Source organism: Actinomadura sp. 3N407, assembly GCF_052245875.1.
Taxonomy (GTDB): Bacteria; Actinomycetota; Actinomycetes; order Streptosporangiales; family Streptosporangiaceae; genus Spirillospora.
Genome location: NZ_JBQQBP010000041.1, coordinates 1 through 15,733, shown reverse-complemented (window position 1 = coordinate 15,733; position 15,733 = coordinate 1). Strand labels below are relative to the sequence as shown.

Below are 15,733 nucleotides of genomic sequence, written 5' to 3'. Positions count from 1 at the left end.
AAGGGTTCTCGGCCCAGAAGAAAGGCCACGGGGGAAAGGAACGCGTGCGGCTGGTGTCAGTGCGGGGTGCGGACCCGTCCGTTGTGCGAGTCGGCCGAGATGCGCAACCGGTCGGGGCCGATCCTGTTCGGGTCGGTGATCCGGATGCCGCCGTTGTGGGTCTTGGCGGTGACCTTGCCCGGCGCGGGCGCCGGTCGATCGGTGGATTCGGGTAACGGGGCTTGGGCGGCTTGTGCGGCGGCCGCCTGGACATCAGCGGCCGCCTCTCAGCCGCCGCTCCTGCTCGCCGATCCGGGCGAGTTCACGGACCGCGGCGAGACGGGACTGGTGGCTGTGGCCGTTGCGGGCCTGCCACGCGAGCTGCTTCTTGCGCGCCTTGGAGGCCATGAGACGTCGACCTACAGCCACAGCCCAGACCAGCCGCATACCGGACGGCGCTGGCCCGCGCGGGTCAGGTAGGTGCCCATCATGTCCATGACGAGCTTCTCGTCAGCCGAGGCACCCGAGTACAGCGTGCCGAACATCTCGCGCCACACCTGCTCCGGGTGATCGGTGATCGCCCCCGTACTCGCCAGCGAGTACGAAAGCGACCGCTGCCCCTCGTGATAAAGAGAAGCGATCACACGCGCGCACGCGTCGCTGATCTCCTGGACACCGTGCTTGGCGCGGCACTCTGCAACGACCTTTTCCATGTCACCCATGGGGTGCGCTCGCTTTCCCGACGGATGGCTGTCGGCTTTCCGGTGGGTGGTTGAAGGGGTGACCAGCGGCCCATGCGGCGGTGGTCAGGCGGCGTCGCGTTCCCAGTCGCTTGCGCAGTCCAGGCAGCAGCCCAGCCGCCGCGGCAGCACGTAACCGGCGTCGGTGCGGCAGCGCGGGCAGGTGCGCCGCGCGGCCAGGGCTTTGGCCAGCGCGGCGCGCTGCGCTCCAGTCGGGGTGCGTTTGGGCAGCGCAAGCCGCCGGTCGTACAGGTAGGCCACGCCGAGCCCGCGGCGCCGGTGCCACAGCACTTGAGCCACCACGTCCTGGCCACCGGGACGCAGCCCGGCGGCGGCGAGCTGGCGGCGCGTCGCCAGGTGCGGCGGCGCCAGCCGCCACGGATAGGTGGGGATGCCGTACCGGTCTCCGCGCGGATCCCAGAACCGCGCGGAGCTTCGGCGGCTCATAGCAGGGTGTCGGGTTGGCGGCGGCGGAGTTCGGTCAGGGTGAGCGGGCGGGACTGGCCGCGAATCCGTTCGCGCAGGATCGCGACGTCGCCGAGGTCGGCGCGGATGCGTTGCTCGCTCGCTTCGGCGGCGGCGTAGCGGTCGGGGAAGGTGGCCAGCAGGTGTTTCCACTGCCGCTGGCCGGCACGCACGCACGCGCCGCCGCAGTTGTTGTGGGCAAAGCCCAGCTCGTACAGCCGGGGCGGGGTGACGTCCAGGGCGCGGGCCCAGTCGAGCATCTGGCCTTTGGTCGGGTGCGGCTGGTCGCACATCGGGAACCGCACCGTCCAGGGCGCCCAGCCCTTGACGATCGCGGGGGTCCGCCGGGTCTCTGCCCAGTCGATCCCCACATGCAGCACGGTGCGGGCGGGGTCGGCGTTGGCCTCCAGCCACCTCCGGCACGGGCGCTGCTTGAGATGCGCCGAGCACGGCGCCACCCGGGAGTTGCCCAGGAACCGCTGATCGGTGAACACCTCGAACGGGGTACGGCCATCGGCCACCCGCACCAGCGGCGCCCCGAGCTGGGCCGCGGACTCGGCCAGGAACCGGTACAGGTCCTCGTCCTCCACACCGGTATCGGCGAACAGCAGCACCAGGTTGCCGGTGCCGTGCTCGGCGGCAACACGTTGCGCGGCGGCCCAACTGCCGATCCCGCCGGAGTACTGCACGACATGCGTGATCGCGGTCACCGCGCCTCCAGCCGCGAGTGGGCGTTCACGGTCGGCTGAGTCGGCGGGGTCCAGCGGTGTCCGCAGCCGCAGCGGTGCCGCCCGTCGGGCAGCACCCGCACACTGCGCACGCTTCCGCAGTTGCCGCACCTGCCCGCCCCCATGCCGGTCGCGGCATTAGTCGCGGCGTGGGCCGGGGAGACCAGAGCGGCCGGGACGGGGGGCGGGCCGGTCACCGCGACCGGAATCGTCATCGGGTTCGTCATCGCGTACAGCGCTCCCTTCTCCCCACGCGGGGATCGGATGACGAAGGGGTCCGGGCGTCTGGCACCGGGTGAGACGGCCCCACCCCGCGCGAACACCTGTCGCAGCGGGGCGGGGCCGCCCGGACTCGGGGTCAGCAGTCCCGTCAGGCGGCCAGCCCGTCAGCGGCCGCGGGAATCAGGTCGTTCAACGTCCCCGTCGGCAGCGCCCGGCCCGGCGGTGCGGTCACCCGGGCGACCGAGAACCGCCACCACTCCCCGCCCCGGTGCTGGGACACCACGAACGCCCGCACCAGCGGCACATGGGCGTGCGCGGCGTCATGGTCTGGGAACGGGCCCAGCACCAGCGCCGATTCGCCCATCCGGGCACTGGTGCGCACCGAGATGTAGAACCCGGCCGCAGGCTCGGGCCCTGTGACGGGCGCACGGTCGGTGAGATCGGAGGGCAGTCGGGCAGGCATACCGTTCATCGGCACGGCCCTGCGTCCTGTTTGTCCTCAGTGATGGGCCATCCCGGCCAGTCGGTGGGCTCATCCGCACCGCGAATCTCCCAGCCGAAGCCGATCATTCGCCCGGCCTGCTCCAGGTCGGCCAGCCACTCGTGCAGCTGGTCGCCGCGCGCGATGGACTTGCCGGTGCGCTGCCCGTACTCGTAGTGGTACAGCTCCCACATCGGAACGCGGCCGAGCTGTACGCCCGGCTCGACGACGGTGGCCTTCGGTGCCGCCTGCAACTCCTCGGAGGTCGGCATCACACGCCTCCGGCGGAAATGGAGCGGGCGCCGAGGGCGCGTAGTTCGGAGATCTTCACGAAGGGGTTCCTTCCAGGAAAGCGGCCCCGGCCGAGGCCGCGAGCGGCAGGATGCGCCCCCCGGCCGGGGGGTTGGCGGGTCGTCAGGACCGGCCGTCGATTCAGTCGTGCGCGGCTTCCAGACCGCGGACGGTGGACTGGGCCTCGGCGAGCAGGCGGCCCAGCCCGGCCGCGGCGGTGGACGCCTCGCGCGTGACGCTGTGCAGGGCTCGGGCGGCGGCGTCGGCGTCGCCGCCGTACCGGCCATAGGACGGGTGCTCCCGCGCTTGGCCACTGGTCACCTGGCCGTCGATGAACTCGTTCATCTGCCGCAGGGCCTGCGGCAGCTTGTGCACGGCGGCCGACAACTCACCCAGCACGCTGTACACGTCGCTGGGGTAGGCCAGCCCGTTCTGGCTCCAGGTGGCGTAGTTGAGCAGCCGGAACGCGGCATCGATCCCCGCCGCGACCGCGCGTGTCCCCTCGGGGTCGTGCGGGCCGTCGACGGTGATCGGCCGATCGTGCCCGGCCGCCCTGATCTCGATCATCGGTGGTCGTCATCCCTTTCAGACGGTGCGTGGCAGGTCAGCGGCCGTGACGCGGCCGGTAGGCGCGGCCGCGCAGGGCCTTCCGCAGCCACGCCACGGCGATGCGCACACCACCGCCCGGGCGTGCGTGACGGGGACCGGCCGGGAACACCTCGGCCAGCAGCCGCTCGGCGGCGCGGCGGGCGCAGCCCGGGCAGTAGACCCGGCCGCGGGTGGTACGGGAGACCAGCCAGTTGTCCACGTCCGACAGCAGGGTCCGCACGGAGCAGGCGTCGCACAACGCGAACCATTCGCCCAGGCGGGAGTAGTCCAGCCTCCCGTCGGGGAACCGCAGCGGGATGATCACGGCTACTTCCTCTTCCCGGCCTCGTAGGCGTCCCGCGCGCTCTTGCCGCGCTCGGCGTCGCGGACGCTCTTGGGCTCACCGTTGGGCCACGTCGAGGACTTGCCCTTGGTGGGGTTGTCGGCCATCGTCTGGACTTCCTTCCTGTTGGGAGGGGCCCGGGACGTCACTGCTTGGCGGTCGAGGCGTCCCGGGTCTCGGGGGAACCCTGCGGGGGCCCTAGCCTTCGGCCGGGCCGGTCCACACGACGTCGAGGTAGCCGCGCACGCCACTGCCGCGCCGGTTGGGGTAGGGGGCCGAAACCTCACCGACCGCACACCGGTCGCCCAGCAGCTCGGCGAGCAGCTCGGCCAGCGCCGCCACATCGGCGGCCTCACCGGACAGCCGCACCTTGACCAGCCGGGGCCGCGGGGCGCTCACCGGTCGCCTCTCGCCCCGCCGTCGCAGGAACCGGTGTCGGGGGCGGGTCTGGGCACCCAGGTACCGGCATCCCACTCGGGGGTGCCGGGCGCGCCGCCCGCCTCGTAGCGGGCGAACCGGCACAGGTTCGACCAGTAGTAGGACCGGCCCTGGTGGCGCCACAGCTCTGGCTCGACCCCGCCGAGCCAGCGCCGCACGATCTCCCGCGCGATGCGCTCAGCGATCTCGCCGGCGTGCTTGTCGCCGTGAGGCGCCGGGTTCGCCTGCACTACATGCCACAGCGTGGCCAGATGCGTATCGGAGGCGCCGCGCAACTTGGTGTCGTCGATCTCGAACGTCACGCTGATCTTCGTCATCAGGCCATCTCCGGTCGGTGGGATCGGGCAAAGAGAAGCGCCCCGGCCATCGGGCCGGGGCGCAACAAGTCGAGAGGTTCAGGAGGCGGCGATCTGGTGGACCGCCCGGGCAATCGGCGGGGCCTGCTGATATCCCTCCTCTCGCGCGCTTCGGGCAATCGCCTGAGCTTGAGCGGCCGCACCGCGGCGCAACTCCCGCAGCTGATCGGAGGTGAGGTCGATTAACACCCGTTGGTGCGAGCCGACACATTTTGGGGACGCGGCTTCATCGGGCCGAATCGCATGCGCCTTCACCAGTCCGCGCTTCCAGATCTGCCAGGTCCCGCAGTCCGGGCACACCAGCCGCGGACTACGCCCGGTCGGCATCGAGATCTGATCCAGGGGAAGTCGGCTGGCCAGCAGCGTGCGACGGCCGTTGCTCGATGTCATGAACGCCTCCAGGTGGGCGAGGGGAGCAAACAGGGCGTGTGTTCTCCGCCCGCCACGGCGCCCCCGGCACAACCAGGGCGAAAATCCGCGGCGGACAGACAGCACAGGCGCTGCCTGGGGAAACGGGGCGCTGCCGCAGCCGAAGCGATCCGGGGACTGAATCGACCCGGACACCTACTGGTTCCGCACTCGGCCGCCAACGCCATCTGAAGTTCTAAGTCCGGCGAGGGTCTTCGATGTCCTCAGCCGTCCACGCTGGAGGCTAACACATATGTCATAGGTTCCATAGCGGTTGAGAGAAACGGGCTCTGACGTGCAAGAAGATCGAGGTGAAGAGCGACGCGCTAGGGTTTAACGCATAGGCGTCCGCTCAGAGGAGTCTTCCGTGCCCCTGCAGCATCCAAGGTCGCGCTACCGCCAGGTGGCCGACGATCTTCGCGAGGGCATCGCGCGGGGCACGTACCGCCCAGGGGAAGCGCTGCCGAGTCAGCCTGATCTAGCACGCAAGTATGGCCTGAACCAGACCTCGATCAGTCGGGCCATCGGGCTCCTGGAAACGGAAGGCCTTATCAGGACGGAGCGCGGCGTCGGATCCTTCGTCCTGGACATCCCGACGGTCAAGCGGGTCCGTCGGATCCCACCTCGCGGTCATGGATCAGGGAGCAGCTTCGCCGAGGGCATGCACAAGGCTGGCCTGACACCCAGGACAGAACTCAAACAGGTGGAAGCGATCAAGCCGCCACCAGACATAGCGGATCGGCTAAACCTGGTGGACGGAGAGCTAACGCTGATCCGCAAGCGGCACATGTTCGCAGACGAGCGACCTGTGCAGTTGGCCGCCTCGTACATCCCGATGTCCGTCGCCGGCGACGTGGACATCGCCTATCCGGACACCGGCCCGTCCGGCCTCTATGAGCGCCTGGCCGCCCGTGGGCATCAAGTGGTCCGCTTCGTGGAAGAGATCGAGTCCCGGCGGCCGACGGAGGAAGAAGCGGACTTTCTAAGGATCAGCGGCGCACAGCACGTCATGGAGGTCGTCCGTTTGGCCTTCGACCGAGCGGGCAGGCCGCTGGAGGCAGTGATCAACGTCTTCCCGAGCCAGTTGTGGAAGCTGACTTACGAATGGGCGGCCGAGGAATGACGCTGGATGCGGATCTGCCGCGCCACTCGGTCAGTGTCTCCGGGGTCGTGGTCCGAGACGACGGACGCATTCTTGCCATCAAGCGTGCCGACGACGGCCGGTGGGTACCGCCCGGCGGCGTCCTGGAGTTGGACGAGGCGCCGTTCGAGGGCGTCGTCCGTGAGGTATTCGAGGAAACCGGCGTAAAGGTCGAGCCCGAGCGGTTGACCGGCGTCTACAAGAACATGAACCAGGGCGTCGTCTCCCTGGCCATCCTCTGTCGGCCGGTCAGCGGGGAGCCTCACCCGTCTGATGAAGCAACCTCGGTCGCCTGGCTTCTACCGTCTGAGGCAACCGAGGCGATGCCCGAGGCCCGTGCCGTTCGTGTGACGGACGCATTGAGGAACGACGGCCCGTTCGTGCGCATCCACGACGGAACATCGTTGTTGTGATGCCGGCGCGGATCTATCTCGCCACGCCGCCAGCGTAACGGGACTAGATCCGGAGCTTGCCGAAGATCTTCCAGTCGTTGATGACCTATCTCGCCGATGTTCCTAGTCGGTGAGCGGCGTACTTGGCTTACCGGGAAATTTGGGCATTTACCGTGCACGTGATCTAGACGTCGACGATGAGCCCCGTGCTGCTGCTCCGGATACCTCGCTGACGGGGACCGGAAGTGGCCTTCCGCCAAGAAACGTCGGAGGCGAGGCGTACGGTCGCTTCCCGACCGATGCAGAAAGCACAGCGTTGACGAGGCGTCGCTCGGCTGGTTGTGCTGCGCACTGTGTCTCCTACTAGGCGCTACTGCATCCGGATTATCCGGTTTTCGGTCGTTTACGGCGGAGCGTCGATGAAGGAGGAAGTCGATGAGCGTAGATCGGATCGCCGATCGGCTGGTGCGGGCGACGGGGGAGCGGCGAACGGATGCGGGGATCTCCTTCTCCGCGCGCTACCGGCCGGCGGCGGGCGGGAAGGTGATGCCGCCGTCCTACCCGGAGGGGTCGTACCTGTTCGAGAAGCGGTGGCTCGACGGGCAGGTCTCCGAGGTGGTTGTCCTCGATCAGGTCCCCTCGCAGGCGAATCGGGTCGAGGAGGCGCTGCTGGGGGCGCGGGACGCCGGACGGATCGAGTTGCCGTTGTTCGAGCTGAAGACGTCGACCAGCCGGGGACCGGTGCGGCTGACCTCGCTGCAGTTCCCGCACCGGGCCGCGGACGCCTACCTGCGCGACAGCCTGATCGATGGCGAGCCGTACGGCCGCAGCGTGATCGGGCGGCGGATGCGGGAGGTGACCGCCACCGACGCGACTCCGTTGTTCGAACGCGACCCGGGATCGCTGCTGTTCGGTGTATGGGACTCGCGGGGCGAGGGGCGGCGGGCGCGGTTCGCACGGGTCTACACGTCCTCGATCGTGGGCGTGGATCCGCAGGAGGGAGCGCGGAAGACGACCCGGATGGACCCACTGAACCTGCAGGGTGGTATCGACGACAAGGCCAAGGCGAGCAACAGTTGGCAGTATGTGGCCACAGGGGAGAAGGTCAAGGGCCAGAAGCTGAGCGAAATCGGTCACGGCAACATCGCCCCAAGCGACGCGCATGGTGGTGTCTCCATTGCTGGGGCGATGCGCAACGGGTGGATTTCGCTGGCCGGCTTGGAGCGGCTGCGGTTCGGCGCCGCTTCGGCCGAGGCGGCGGGGCTGGCGCGAGCGACGCTGGCAGCCTTGGCGCTGGCGGGGGACCGGCTGGCGTTCGGTCGTCCGTCCGTGTGGCTCCGGTCGGATTGTGACCTGGTGCGTGAGAACGAGGTTCTGGGGTTCGAGACCGATGGCGGTCAGGTGGAGGAGTTCGTGCTGACAGCGGACGAGGCGATCGAGCTCTTCCACGAGCTGCGGGACCGGACGGCGTCGGCGGGGATCGTGATGGCGTCCGAGACGGTGGCGCTCACGCCGTCGAAGGCGTTGAGCGAGGCGATCGAGTACTCCGCCGCCAAGGCCCCGGCGGAGGAGTAAACCGCGATGCCTGTGGTGATCACGGCCCGCCTGCGGGAGGGCCGTTACGAAGCTGCCGCGGTGCGGCCGCAAGAGGCCGAGTGGCCGCCGCATCCGGCCCGTCTGTTCTGCGCGCTGGTGGCCTCCGCACGAGATGAAGCTGACCGTACGGTGTTGCGCTGGCTCGAAGCAGCGGGCGCCCCCGAGGTGTGGGCATCGGGACGAGCGGGACGGGAATCTCAAGCCGGTTACGTCGTCACAAACGCGGTGTCCGGCAAGGGCGGGAGCCAGAGCTGGCCGGGCCGGACCAACGGGCACAAGGCACGTGCGACGGCCGTTCCGGACGACCCGGAGTTCGCCGTGGTGTGGCAGCAGGCGACTCCGGACATGGACACCCTGTGCCGACTGGCGGCGCTTGCTCACCGTGTCCCTTATCTAGGGCGGGCGACCTCACCTGTCACGTTGACGGTGTCGGGTACGGCCCCAGAACGGCGGCCCACGTGGGTGGTGTTCATGCCCACGCTGAGCGGCGAGCGGTTCGTGGCCAATCTGCGTGTGCCCTACCCGGGCTACCTCGACCAGCTCGATCGCGTCTATCAAGACGGCGGCCGCGCGTGGGAAGTGGGTCGGCCCCTGACCTATCGCCGTGAAAGTCCAGAGCCGGTGCTGACGCCGTCCGGGCCATTCCAGGACTTGATCGTGTTCGGGTGCGCCTCCAAGACGCAACGGCCGCCTGGCGACCGGCTGCTCACACTCACCTCGACGCTGCGGAAAGCGGTCATGCAGCGGCTGGGCACCGATCTGCCCGCCCAGGTGCACGGGCATGGTGCCAACGGACACCATGTCGGCTACCTGGCGCTGCCGGACGTGGCTCACCCGCACGCCGACGGCCACATCCTCGGTGTGGCGCTCGCCCTGCCCCGGGATATGAATCCGCAGGATGCCGACCAGGTTCTGGCCGCCGTCGTGGACGATCCGCTCAGTGAACTTGCCATTGGCCAGCGACGGCCCCTGCGGGTGGAGTACGACCCGTATCGCACCCATCCCAAGCGGCTCGATCCCGACTGGTGGGCGGCCGCGCCGGACGGGGCCCGGCGGTGGGTGACTGCGACCTCGGTGATGCTGGACCGCTACCCCAAGAGCCGAGACACCCCGTTCGAGATGATCGCGGAGTCCTTCGTCTGCGCCGGGTATCCCCGGCCGAAGGACATCGAGATCGCGCCGGCCCCCCTGATGCGCGGTGCGCTCAACCGACCCCAGCCGGGCACCTTCCCGCCGGGGCGGCCGCGCCGCAAGCTGCTGCACGTCCGGGTGGAGTTCGAGCAACCCCAGATGGGTCCGGTGATCGTGGGATCGATGCGCTACCTCGGGTTGGGCCTGTTCGCCCCAGAACGGAGCAGTCGATGAACGGTCTCACTGCGGACGACTTCGCCGACTTCCTGCACGAGGTGCATGGCAGGCACCCCTACCCATGGCAGCGCAACCTGGTCGAGTTCATCCTGGCCAACGGTGCTTGGCCGGACGTCCTGGACGTGCCGACCGGGTTGGGCAAGACGACCGTCATCGATGTTGCGGCGTTCGTCGCGGCGGCCCGGCCTGAGATCGCAAGGCGCCGAGTGTTCTTCGTGGTCGACCGCCGGCTGGTCGTGGATGAAGCTCACGAGCACGCACAAACCCTGGCTGAGGCGCTCCGGGATCCGTCCGGCCCGGTTAGCGCAGCGGTTGCCCAAGTGCTCGCGCAACCGGGTGACGATGGCCCGCCGCTGCAGGTCACCCGGATGCGCGGAGGGGCAACCTGGTCGTGGCGGTGGCTGGAGCGTCCGGACCGGCACGCCATCATCGTCGGCACCATCGACCAGATCGGCAGTCGGCTGCTCTTCCGCGGTTACGGCGTAGGGGAGTTCCTCCGGCCGATCGACGCCGCCCTCACCGGAACCGACAGCCTGATCGTCCTCGACGAGGCGCACCTGGCCGAACCCTTCAAAGCGACAATCACAACTGCGCTCGACCGCGATCAGGGCCATGTGGCCCGCCGTCCGCTGGTCCTGACCATGTCCGCTACCACCCGCCGCGCCCCCGGCGACGTCGTGTTGGGCACTACCGCTGACGACATGCTGGACGAGCATGCCGGGCCCCGACTGCGCGCCCGCCGTTCCATGACACTCATCCAGGCGTCGGTGACAAAGAAGAACGCGCACACGGCGATACCTCGGCTCATGGCCGACTGGGCCACTTTCCTCATCGGTGACGTCGACTCCGGCCGAGTGGTGCTGGTGGTCTGCAACACGGTCGCGCGAGCGCGCGCGATCCACGACCTAGTGGCGGACGGCGGACGGGCCGATACGGTCCTGCTGACCGGACGCAGTCGCCCCATAGATCGCGAGTACCTGATGCACCGCTGGTATCCGCGGATCCGCGTCGGCCGGGCCCGCGAGGCGGGAAAGCCACTGATCGTTTGCGCCACTCAGACCGTCGAGGTCGGCGCCAATATCGACGCCGACGCGCTGGTGACCGAGTCGGCTTCGCTGGCCGCGCTGATCCAGCGGTTCGGCCGGCTCAACCGCACCGCCGGACTTGATCGTGCGCCTGCGCTCGTCGTCCACGACCCCACCTGTGGCGAAGACGACGCGGTGTACGGGCCCACACGCCAGACGACTTGGCAGTGGCTGACCGAACTCACCTCGCCGCTGTCGGCGCGGGCCGCCCGTACTCCCAAACCGCTGGACGGCGGATGTGACGTCTCGCCCCAGGCGCTCGCCCGGTATCTGCGGGAACTCGACCCCAGTCGCCAAGAGCAGATGCGTCAACCTCCGCCCTACGTCCCCGTCCTGTTCTCCACGACGCTGTCCGCCTGGACGAGGACCTCGCCGACCCCGCACCCCGACACTCCCGTTGCCCCTTACCTGCACGGTCTCGGACACGGCACCCCGGACATCACGCTGGTGTGGCGGTCGGGTCTCCCAGCGGACGACCCCGCCCGATGGGCTGAGATCGTCGAACCGCTGCCACCGGCCATCGAGGAGGCCGTCCAGGTGCCGGTGCACGCAGTGCGCCGCTGGCTGACGCGTCCCGACTCCACCGACACGGTGGGGGACATGGAGGGGCAGGCCGACGAGCCCGACACCGAGGATCCTTCGTCTCCTCAGCAGCGTCACGTACTGCGCTACCGCGGGGACTTCGAGCTCATCGAACCGAGAGCGATCCGCCCCGGTGACCTCATCGTCGTCCCGGCGGCCTGGGGCGGCTGTGACGAATACGGCTGGAACCCTGCTTCCACCAAACCCGTCCGCGATCTTGCCGACCTGGTCGGCCGTCGCGACCGGCCCGTCCTCCGGCTACGGAAAGAGCTGGCCGAGGTCGCCGCTGACTACCACCCCTGGCTCGCCGATGGACTCGCCGAACTGGTGCGGCAAGCCACCAGCGACGCCCGTAGCGAAGACCGTCCACCGGCCGACGACTACCGCGTCGCACTGAAACGACTGCTGGAGTCGTGCCCCGATCAGGACAAGAAGCTCCCGTTGACCCGCAACCTGCGGCGCCTCGCCGAACGCTGCACCGTCAGCGTCACGCAGTCCACCCTCCTGCTATCCCGCAAAGGCGGAGGCTGGAGCGGCGACGTGGGCCCGCTCGACTCTTCGGCACTCGGCATCCGTGAAGCCATCGGCCTGGCCGAGCATCAGCAAGCAGTCGCCAAACGCGCCGAGGAATTCGCCACCAACCTGCGCCTGACCCCAGAACTGATCAACGCTGTCAAAGCCGCCGCCGGATGGCATGACGAGGGCAAACGCGATCCGCGCTTCCAAGCCATGCTCCGTGGCCGCCCGCTCCGCACTTCGATCCGGCTGAGGGAGCAGGATCTCCTGGCCAAGTCCGGGCTCAACGCCACCGACCGCGCCGCGTTCCGCCGGGCCCGGCTCTTGGCCGGCTATCCCGAAGGGATGCGGCACGAAGCCCTCTCCGCCCAGGTCGCCAGCCTCCACCTCGCCGAGTACGACGAGAAGCTGGATCCACAACTCGTGCGGCATCTGGTGGCCGCACACCACGGCCGAAGCCGCCCGCTGCTCCCACCGATCAGCGACCCCGAGCCCCGCACCATCACAGTGCACGGCCACCAGCTCGAAACCGACTTGACCGTCGACTGGGACGCGCCACAGCGGTTCGCCGAACTCAACCAGCGCTACGGGCCTTGGGGGCTGGCCCTCCTGGAGACGATCGTGCGGCTCTCCGACATATGGTGCTCCGAACGCGACGAGACCGAACGGGAGGGGACATGAGCCTGGAACTCCCCGCCCTCCGCGGCGACGACCCCCTCGGCTACCTCGCCGCCCTCGGCCTGCTCCGTCTCCTGGACGCCGAGCTACCAGGCCAGGTACGGATGAGTTTCTCCCGCTCTACCAGCAGCGCGGTCCTGCACAGTCCTCTAACTACGCTCCAAGATGTCGCCAACCAGCTCAAGAGCGTCATCATGAGGATCGATCCCGAAGGTGCACTACCGCGGGCTCCCGCTACATTCCCTCTGCGTCCCACCACGAAGAGCCGTAACGGGCCCCGGCCAACGGGAGGCGAATCCGACCCGATGCGTGTCCCCCGTGAGGAGTTCCCCCGATTGATGGCCGTCGTCGACCCCCTCGGGCCCGAGGCCCTGGATTGGCTGCCTTTCCTGGTCACCGACCTGGCCGTCGACCGCAACGGTAGAGCCGCGCTCACCCCGTACATGGCGCCCAGCGGCAAGCAGAATGTCTGGACCTTCTTCCGCAAGTCCTATGAGGTCGTCCGGGACAACCCCGAACACCTCACTGAAGCCCTCACCGGCTGGCGACGCATCGACGGCTTCACCGGCGAATACCTCGACCACCGCGTCCTGCGTGGCGCAGCCGATCACCCCAGTGGCAAATCCACCGAAGCTGGCGTACCCGGAGCCACCTGGCTCGCCACCCAAGCCCTCCCCCTCCTACGCCTCACCGGCGACGGCATCACCGCTACTGCCAGCCTCTGGCATCGCCTCGGCCGTCGCAACATCATGACCTGGCCGCTTTGGAACCCGCCCCTCGGCGTCCACGCCATACGCGCGCTGATCGAGCACCCAGCACTACGACCCAACCCGCATGGATGGAGGAACCGCACCAGCACCCCGATCGTGGATCGGCGCGGATACACGTCCCTGGGCGTCTTCCGCGTCCACGGCGCCGAACGCCAGCTCATCCCAGGCCGCAAGAACGCCGGCGCCCTTGCCCCCATCGTCATCCTCGACCACAGCCCTGACACGCCGTAGCGCCGAACGAGGCACTCCGCCATCGCTTCTTGAAAACTGAACATCGAACCAGCCGCTTCGGAACCTCAAGTGCTCACCGAATCCCAGGAGGTTCCGAACCCCAAGAAGGCCATAACGACAACAAACCACCCGAGTTGCATCCGGCGACTAGGCGGGGTTCTTGGGTTTCCCCAGCTCAACTGCCGTGTCAACGGCCCGCACCGGGCCGTCTCCGTTGCAGGATCCGGTCCGACAGGAAGTTGATCGTGCCGTCCGCGGTGTCAACGGCCCGCACCGGGCCGTCTCCGTTGCAGGGAGTACTGGAACATCCCTGCCAGCGACAGCAACTACTGGTGTCAATGGCCCGCACCGGGCCGTCTCCGTTGCAGGACCGACCTGGCGACGCCGGGACCGACCGTGACGGTGACGAGTGTCAACGGCCCGCACCGGGCCGTCTCCGTTGCAGGATCGTGGCCGTGTACACCCGGCTGCCCCACCGCCGCCGTGTCAACGGCCCGCACCGGGCCGTCTCCGTTGCAGGGCCGACGTGTGCAACCGGCACCCGCTGCCCGAGCAGGGGTGTCAACGGCCCGCACCGGGCCGTCTCCGTTGCAGGAAGGAACGCCTCGTGATCCACAAGGGATTCCAGCGTGTCAACGGCCCGCACCGGGCCGTCTCCGTTGCAGGAATGCGGTCGACGCCCACATCGGTGTCGGTGACTCCAGGTGTCAACGGTCCGCATCGGGCCGTCTCCGTTGCAGGTCCACCAGCATCACCTCGAGCGCCTGGCCGTCGCCGGCGGTGTCCACGGCCCGCACCGGGCCGTCTCTGTTGAAGGAAGTCGAGCCACTCGTCGGGCTCCGGAGACGACTGTGTGTCAACGGCCCGCACCAGGCCGTCTCCGTTGCAGGACCCAGGCCGCCGAGGTCAAATACGAGCAGGTCGACCGGTGTCCACGGCTCGCACCGGGCCGTCTCCGTTGAAGGCTCCCGCACGCGGGCTCGATGTCGTGGAGTGTTGGTGTCCACGGCCCGCACCGGGCCGTCCCCCTTGAAGGGACGAGGAATGGCAAGCGGGGACTCACCAGCGCTAGTGTCCACGGCCTCCACCGGGCCGCCTCCGTTGAAGGCCGCCAGGCTGCGCGGCCTGCTGCCGCTGCCACCCACGGTGTCCACGGCCCGCACCGAGCCGTCTCCGTTGAAGGAACGCGTTCTGCCGTTCACGAACCTGCTTCTGGGCGCGTGTCCACGGCCCGCACCGGGGTCTCCGTTGAAGGATCCATTGCACGTCCGTCGTGCCGACGCTGCCGGTCATCCCGGCCCGCCCCGGGCCGTCCCCGTTCAAGGACAAACCTGTCGGCCGGGACGATCGTCGGCGGAAAAAGTGTCCCCGGCCCGCACTGGGCTGTCCCCACTTTAGGGGCGTCAGCAGGAACTCACGGACGACGGTGAGCAGGTGTCCACGGCTGGCACCGGGCCGTCCCCATCGCAGGACGTCCTCCACGTCGCCGATCGCGAACGTTGGGAGCGCCACGCCCGCACCGGGGCGTCTCCGTTGAAGGCGCATGTTGGAGCCGGACGAGATCGGCCGCGCCATGAGGTGTCCACGGCCCTCACTGGGGCGTCTCCGTCAAAGGGAGGTCCAGCGCCTCGTCGAGCTGTACGCCGCGACCAGGTGCCTGCACCTGGCTGTCTCCGTTGAAGGCGCAACATCGTCAACGCGGGGTGGGCCTCGGTGAAGGTGTCCACGGCCCGCCCTGGGCCGTCTCCTTTGCAGGCATGCCGTCCCGCCCCACACGTACGGGACGCCCAGGTGACCACGGCCTACACCAGGCCGTCTCTGTTGCAGGAGGCCCTTGGTGAACACCGGCATCGTGTCCCCGGCTATGTCCACGGCCCGCACCAGGCCGTCTCCATCGCAGGTAAACCACACCAGCATCACCAGCCAAAGGGGGCCAGGGGTACACGATCCGGAGCAGGCCGTCTCCATTGCAGGCGCATACCTGGGCGGCTGTGGCCAAGTGCAAGGGCCTGGTGCCCACGGCTCATACCGGGCCGTCTCCGTCATGGGTCAGGCCGTCCGGAGTCGTTGTCCGGCTATGTCGGCGGTGAGGGTGTTGCCTGTCCAACTGCCTGACGACGGGCGAGGTAGTGGCTGGACTTCAGTGGACGTCGATGGTCGTGTAGTTCCAGGTTCGTGGGGCTGGCTTCCAGGGCGAACGGGTGTTCGACTGGTTCGAGTCCAGTCGCGGGAGCTTCTTTTGTGCTAAGAAGTTGCAGGTCAGGCCCCGTCCGATCGTGTCGGAACAGGACCTTCCCTGCCTCTGTCTGACCAACTGCCTGACCAAGAGCGTCTT

At 68.8% G+C, this 15,733-nt stretch carries 19 protein-coding genes; 6 read left to right on the top strand and 13 right to left on the bottom strand.

Annotated elements, in window-relative coordinates:
* Positions 1-252: 252 nt before the first annotated feature.
* The 13 genes from ACTWPP_RS43990 to ACTWPP_RS43930 form a co-directional block, all read right to left on the bottom strand.
* The gene (locus ACTWPP_RS43990; protein WP_443110439.1) at positions 253-387 is read right to left on the bottom strand and encodes a hypothetical protein; all 135 of its coding nucleotides are present in this window, start codon (positions 385-387) and stop codon (positions 253-255) included.
* 11 nt (positions 388-398) lie between these two features.
* Complete coding sequence (locus tag ACTWPP_RS43985; protein WP_443110438.1) at positions 399-701, bottom strand: hypothetical protein; 303 nt, start codon at positions 699-701, stop codon at positions 399-401.
* Positions 702-785: 84 nt separating this feature from the next.
* Positions 786-1,166, bottom strand: coding sequence for an RRQRL motif-containing zinc-binding protein (locus ACTWPP_RS43980; protein ID WP_443110437.1), 381 nt, complete (start codon positions 1,164-1,166; stop codon positions 786-788).
* Positions 1,163-1,894 (bottom strand): hypothetical protein, encoded by a 732-nt coding sequence (locus ACTWPP_RS43975; RefSeq protein WP_443110436.1) that lies wholly within the window; start codon positions 1,892-1,894, stop codon positions 1,163-1,165. The genes ACTWPP_RS43980 and ACTWPP_RS43975 overlap by 4 nt, the downstream gene beginning before the upstream one ends.
* On the bottom strand, positions 1,891-2,139 hold the full coding sequence (locus tag ACTWPP_RS43970) for a hypothetical protein (protein ID WP_443110435.1): 249 nt from the start codon (positions 2,137-2,139) through the stop codon (positions 1,891-1,893). Before ACTWPP_RS43970 ends, ACTWPP_RS43975 begins: the two co-directional genes overlap by 4 nt.
* A gap of 143 nt (positions 2,140-2,282) precedes the next feature.
* Positions 2,283-2,597: a hypothetical protein gene (locus tag ACTWPP_RS43965; protein WP_443110434.1), complete on the bottom strand. Its 315-nt coding sequence runs from the start codon at positions 2,595-2,597 to the stop codon at positions 2,283-2,285.
* A 5-nt stretch (positions 2,598-2,602) separates the two neighbouring features.
* Positions 2,603-2,887: a hypothetical protein gene (locus tag ACTWPP_RS43960; protein WP_443110433.1), complete on the bottom strand. Its 285-nt coding sequence runs from the start codon at positions 2,885-2,887 to the stop codon at positions 2,603-2,605.
* 160 nt (positions 2,888-3,047) lie between these two features.
* Complete coding sequence (locus ACTWPP_RS43955; protein WP_443110432.1) at positions 3,048-3,473, bottom strand: hypothetical protein; 426 nt, start codon at positions 3,471-3,473, stop codon at positions 3,048-3,050.
* 37 nt (positions 3,474-3,510) lie between these two features.
* Positions 3,511-3,819, bottom strand: coding sequence for a hypothetical protein (locus ACTWPP_RS43950; RefSeq protein WP_443110431.1), 309 nt, complete (start codon positions 3,817-3,819; stop codon positions 3,511-3,513).
* A gap of 2 nt (positions 3,820-3,821) precedes the next feature.
* Complete coding sequence (locus ACTWPP_RS43945; RefSeq protein ID WP_443110430.1) at positions 3,822-3,944, bottom strand: hypothetical protein; 123 nt, start codon at positions 3,942-3,944, stop codon at positions 3,822-3,824.
* Positions 3,945-4,035: 91 nt separating this feature from the next.
* Positions 4,036-4,236, bottom strand: a complete 201-nt coding sequence (locus ACTWPP_RS43940) for a hypothetical protein (RefSeq protein ID WP_443110429.1) — start codon at positions 4,234-4,236, stop codon at positions 4,036-4,038.
* Positions 4,233-4,592 (bottom strand): hypothetical protein, encoded by a 360-nt coding sequence (locus ACTWPP_RS43935; RefSeq protein WP_443110428.1) that lies wholly within the window; start codon positions 4,590-4,592, stop codon positions 4,233-4,235. The genes ACTWPP_RS43940 and ACTWPP_RS43935 overlap by 4 nt, the downstream gene beginning before the upstream one ends.
* Before the next feature lie 78 nt (positions 4,593-4,670).
* Positions 4,671-5,021, bottom strand: coding sequence for a hypothetical protein (locus ACTWPP_RS43930; RefSeq protein ID WP_443110427.1), 351 nt, complete (start codon positions 5,019-5,021; stop codon positions 4,671-4,673).
* A gap of 385 nt (positions 5,022-5,406) precedes the next feature.
* Here ACTWPP_RS43930 and ACTWPP_RS43925 point away from each other — a divergent pair, with 385 nt between their 5' ends.
* From ACTWPP_RS43925 to ACTWPP_RS43900, 6 genes are all read left to right on the top strand, one after another.
* Positions 5,407-6,162: a GntR family transcriptional regulator gene (locus ACTWPP_RS43925; RefSeq protein WP_443110426.1), complete on the top strand. Its 756-nt coding sequence runs from the start codon at positions 5,407-5,409 to the stop codon at positions 6,160-6,162.
* Entirely contained in the window at positions 6,159-6,593 is a 435-nt protein-coding gene (locus ACTWPP_RS43920) for an NUDIX domain-containing protein (RefSeq protein ID WP_443110425.1), read from the top strand. Before ACTWPP_RS43925 ends, ACTWPP_RS43920 begins: the two co-directional genes overlap by 4 nt.
* 414 nt (positions 6,594-7,007) lie before the next feature.
* The gene (gene cas7g / locus ACTWPP_RS43915) at positions 7,008-8,147 is read left to right on the top strand and encodes a type I-G CRISPR-associated RAMP protein Csb1/Cas7g (RefSeq protein WP_443110424.1); all 1,140 of its coding nucleotides are present in this window, start codon (positions 7,008-7,010) and stop codon (positions 8,145-8,147) included.
* 6 nt (positions 8,148-8,153) lie between these two features.
* A complete protein-coding gene (gene csb2 / locus ACTWPP_RS43910) occupies positions 8,154-9,533 on the top strand; it encodes a type I-G CRISPR-associated protein Csb2 (RefSeq protein ID WP_443110423.1) in 1,380 nt (459 codons plus the stop codon).
* Positions 9,530-12,400: a type I-G CRISPR-associated helicase/endonuclease Cas3g gene (gene cas3g / locus ACTWPP_RS43905; RefSeq protein WP_443110422.1), complete on the top strand. Its 2,871-nt coding sequence runs from the start codon at positions 9,530-9,532 to the stop codon at positions 12,398-12,400. The genes csb2 and cas3g overlap by 4 nt, the downstream gene beginning before the upstream one ends.
* Positions 12,358-13,398 carry a type I-G CRISPR-associated protein, Cas3-extension family gene (locus tag ACTWPP_RS43900; RefSeq protein WP_443110421.1) on the top strand — a complete coding sequence of 347 codons (1,041 nt, stop codon included), beginning with the start codon at positions 12,358-12,360 and terminating at the stop codon, positions 13,396-13,398. Before cas3g ends, ACTWPP_RS43900 begins: the two co-directional genes overlap by 43 nt.
* The last annotated feature ends 2,335 nt before the right edge of the window (positions 13,399-15,733 follow it).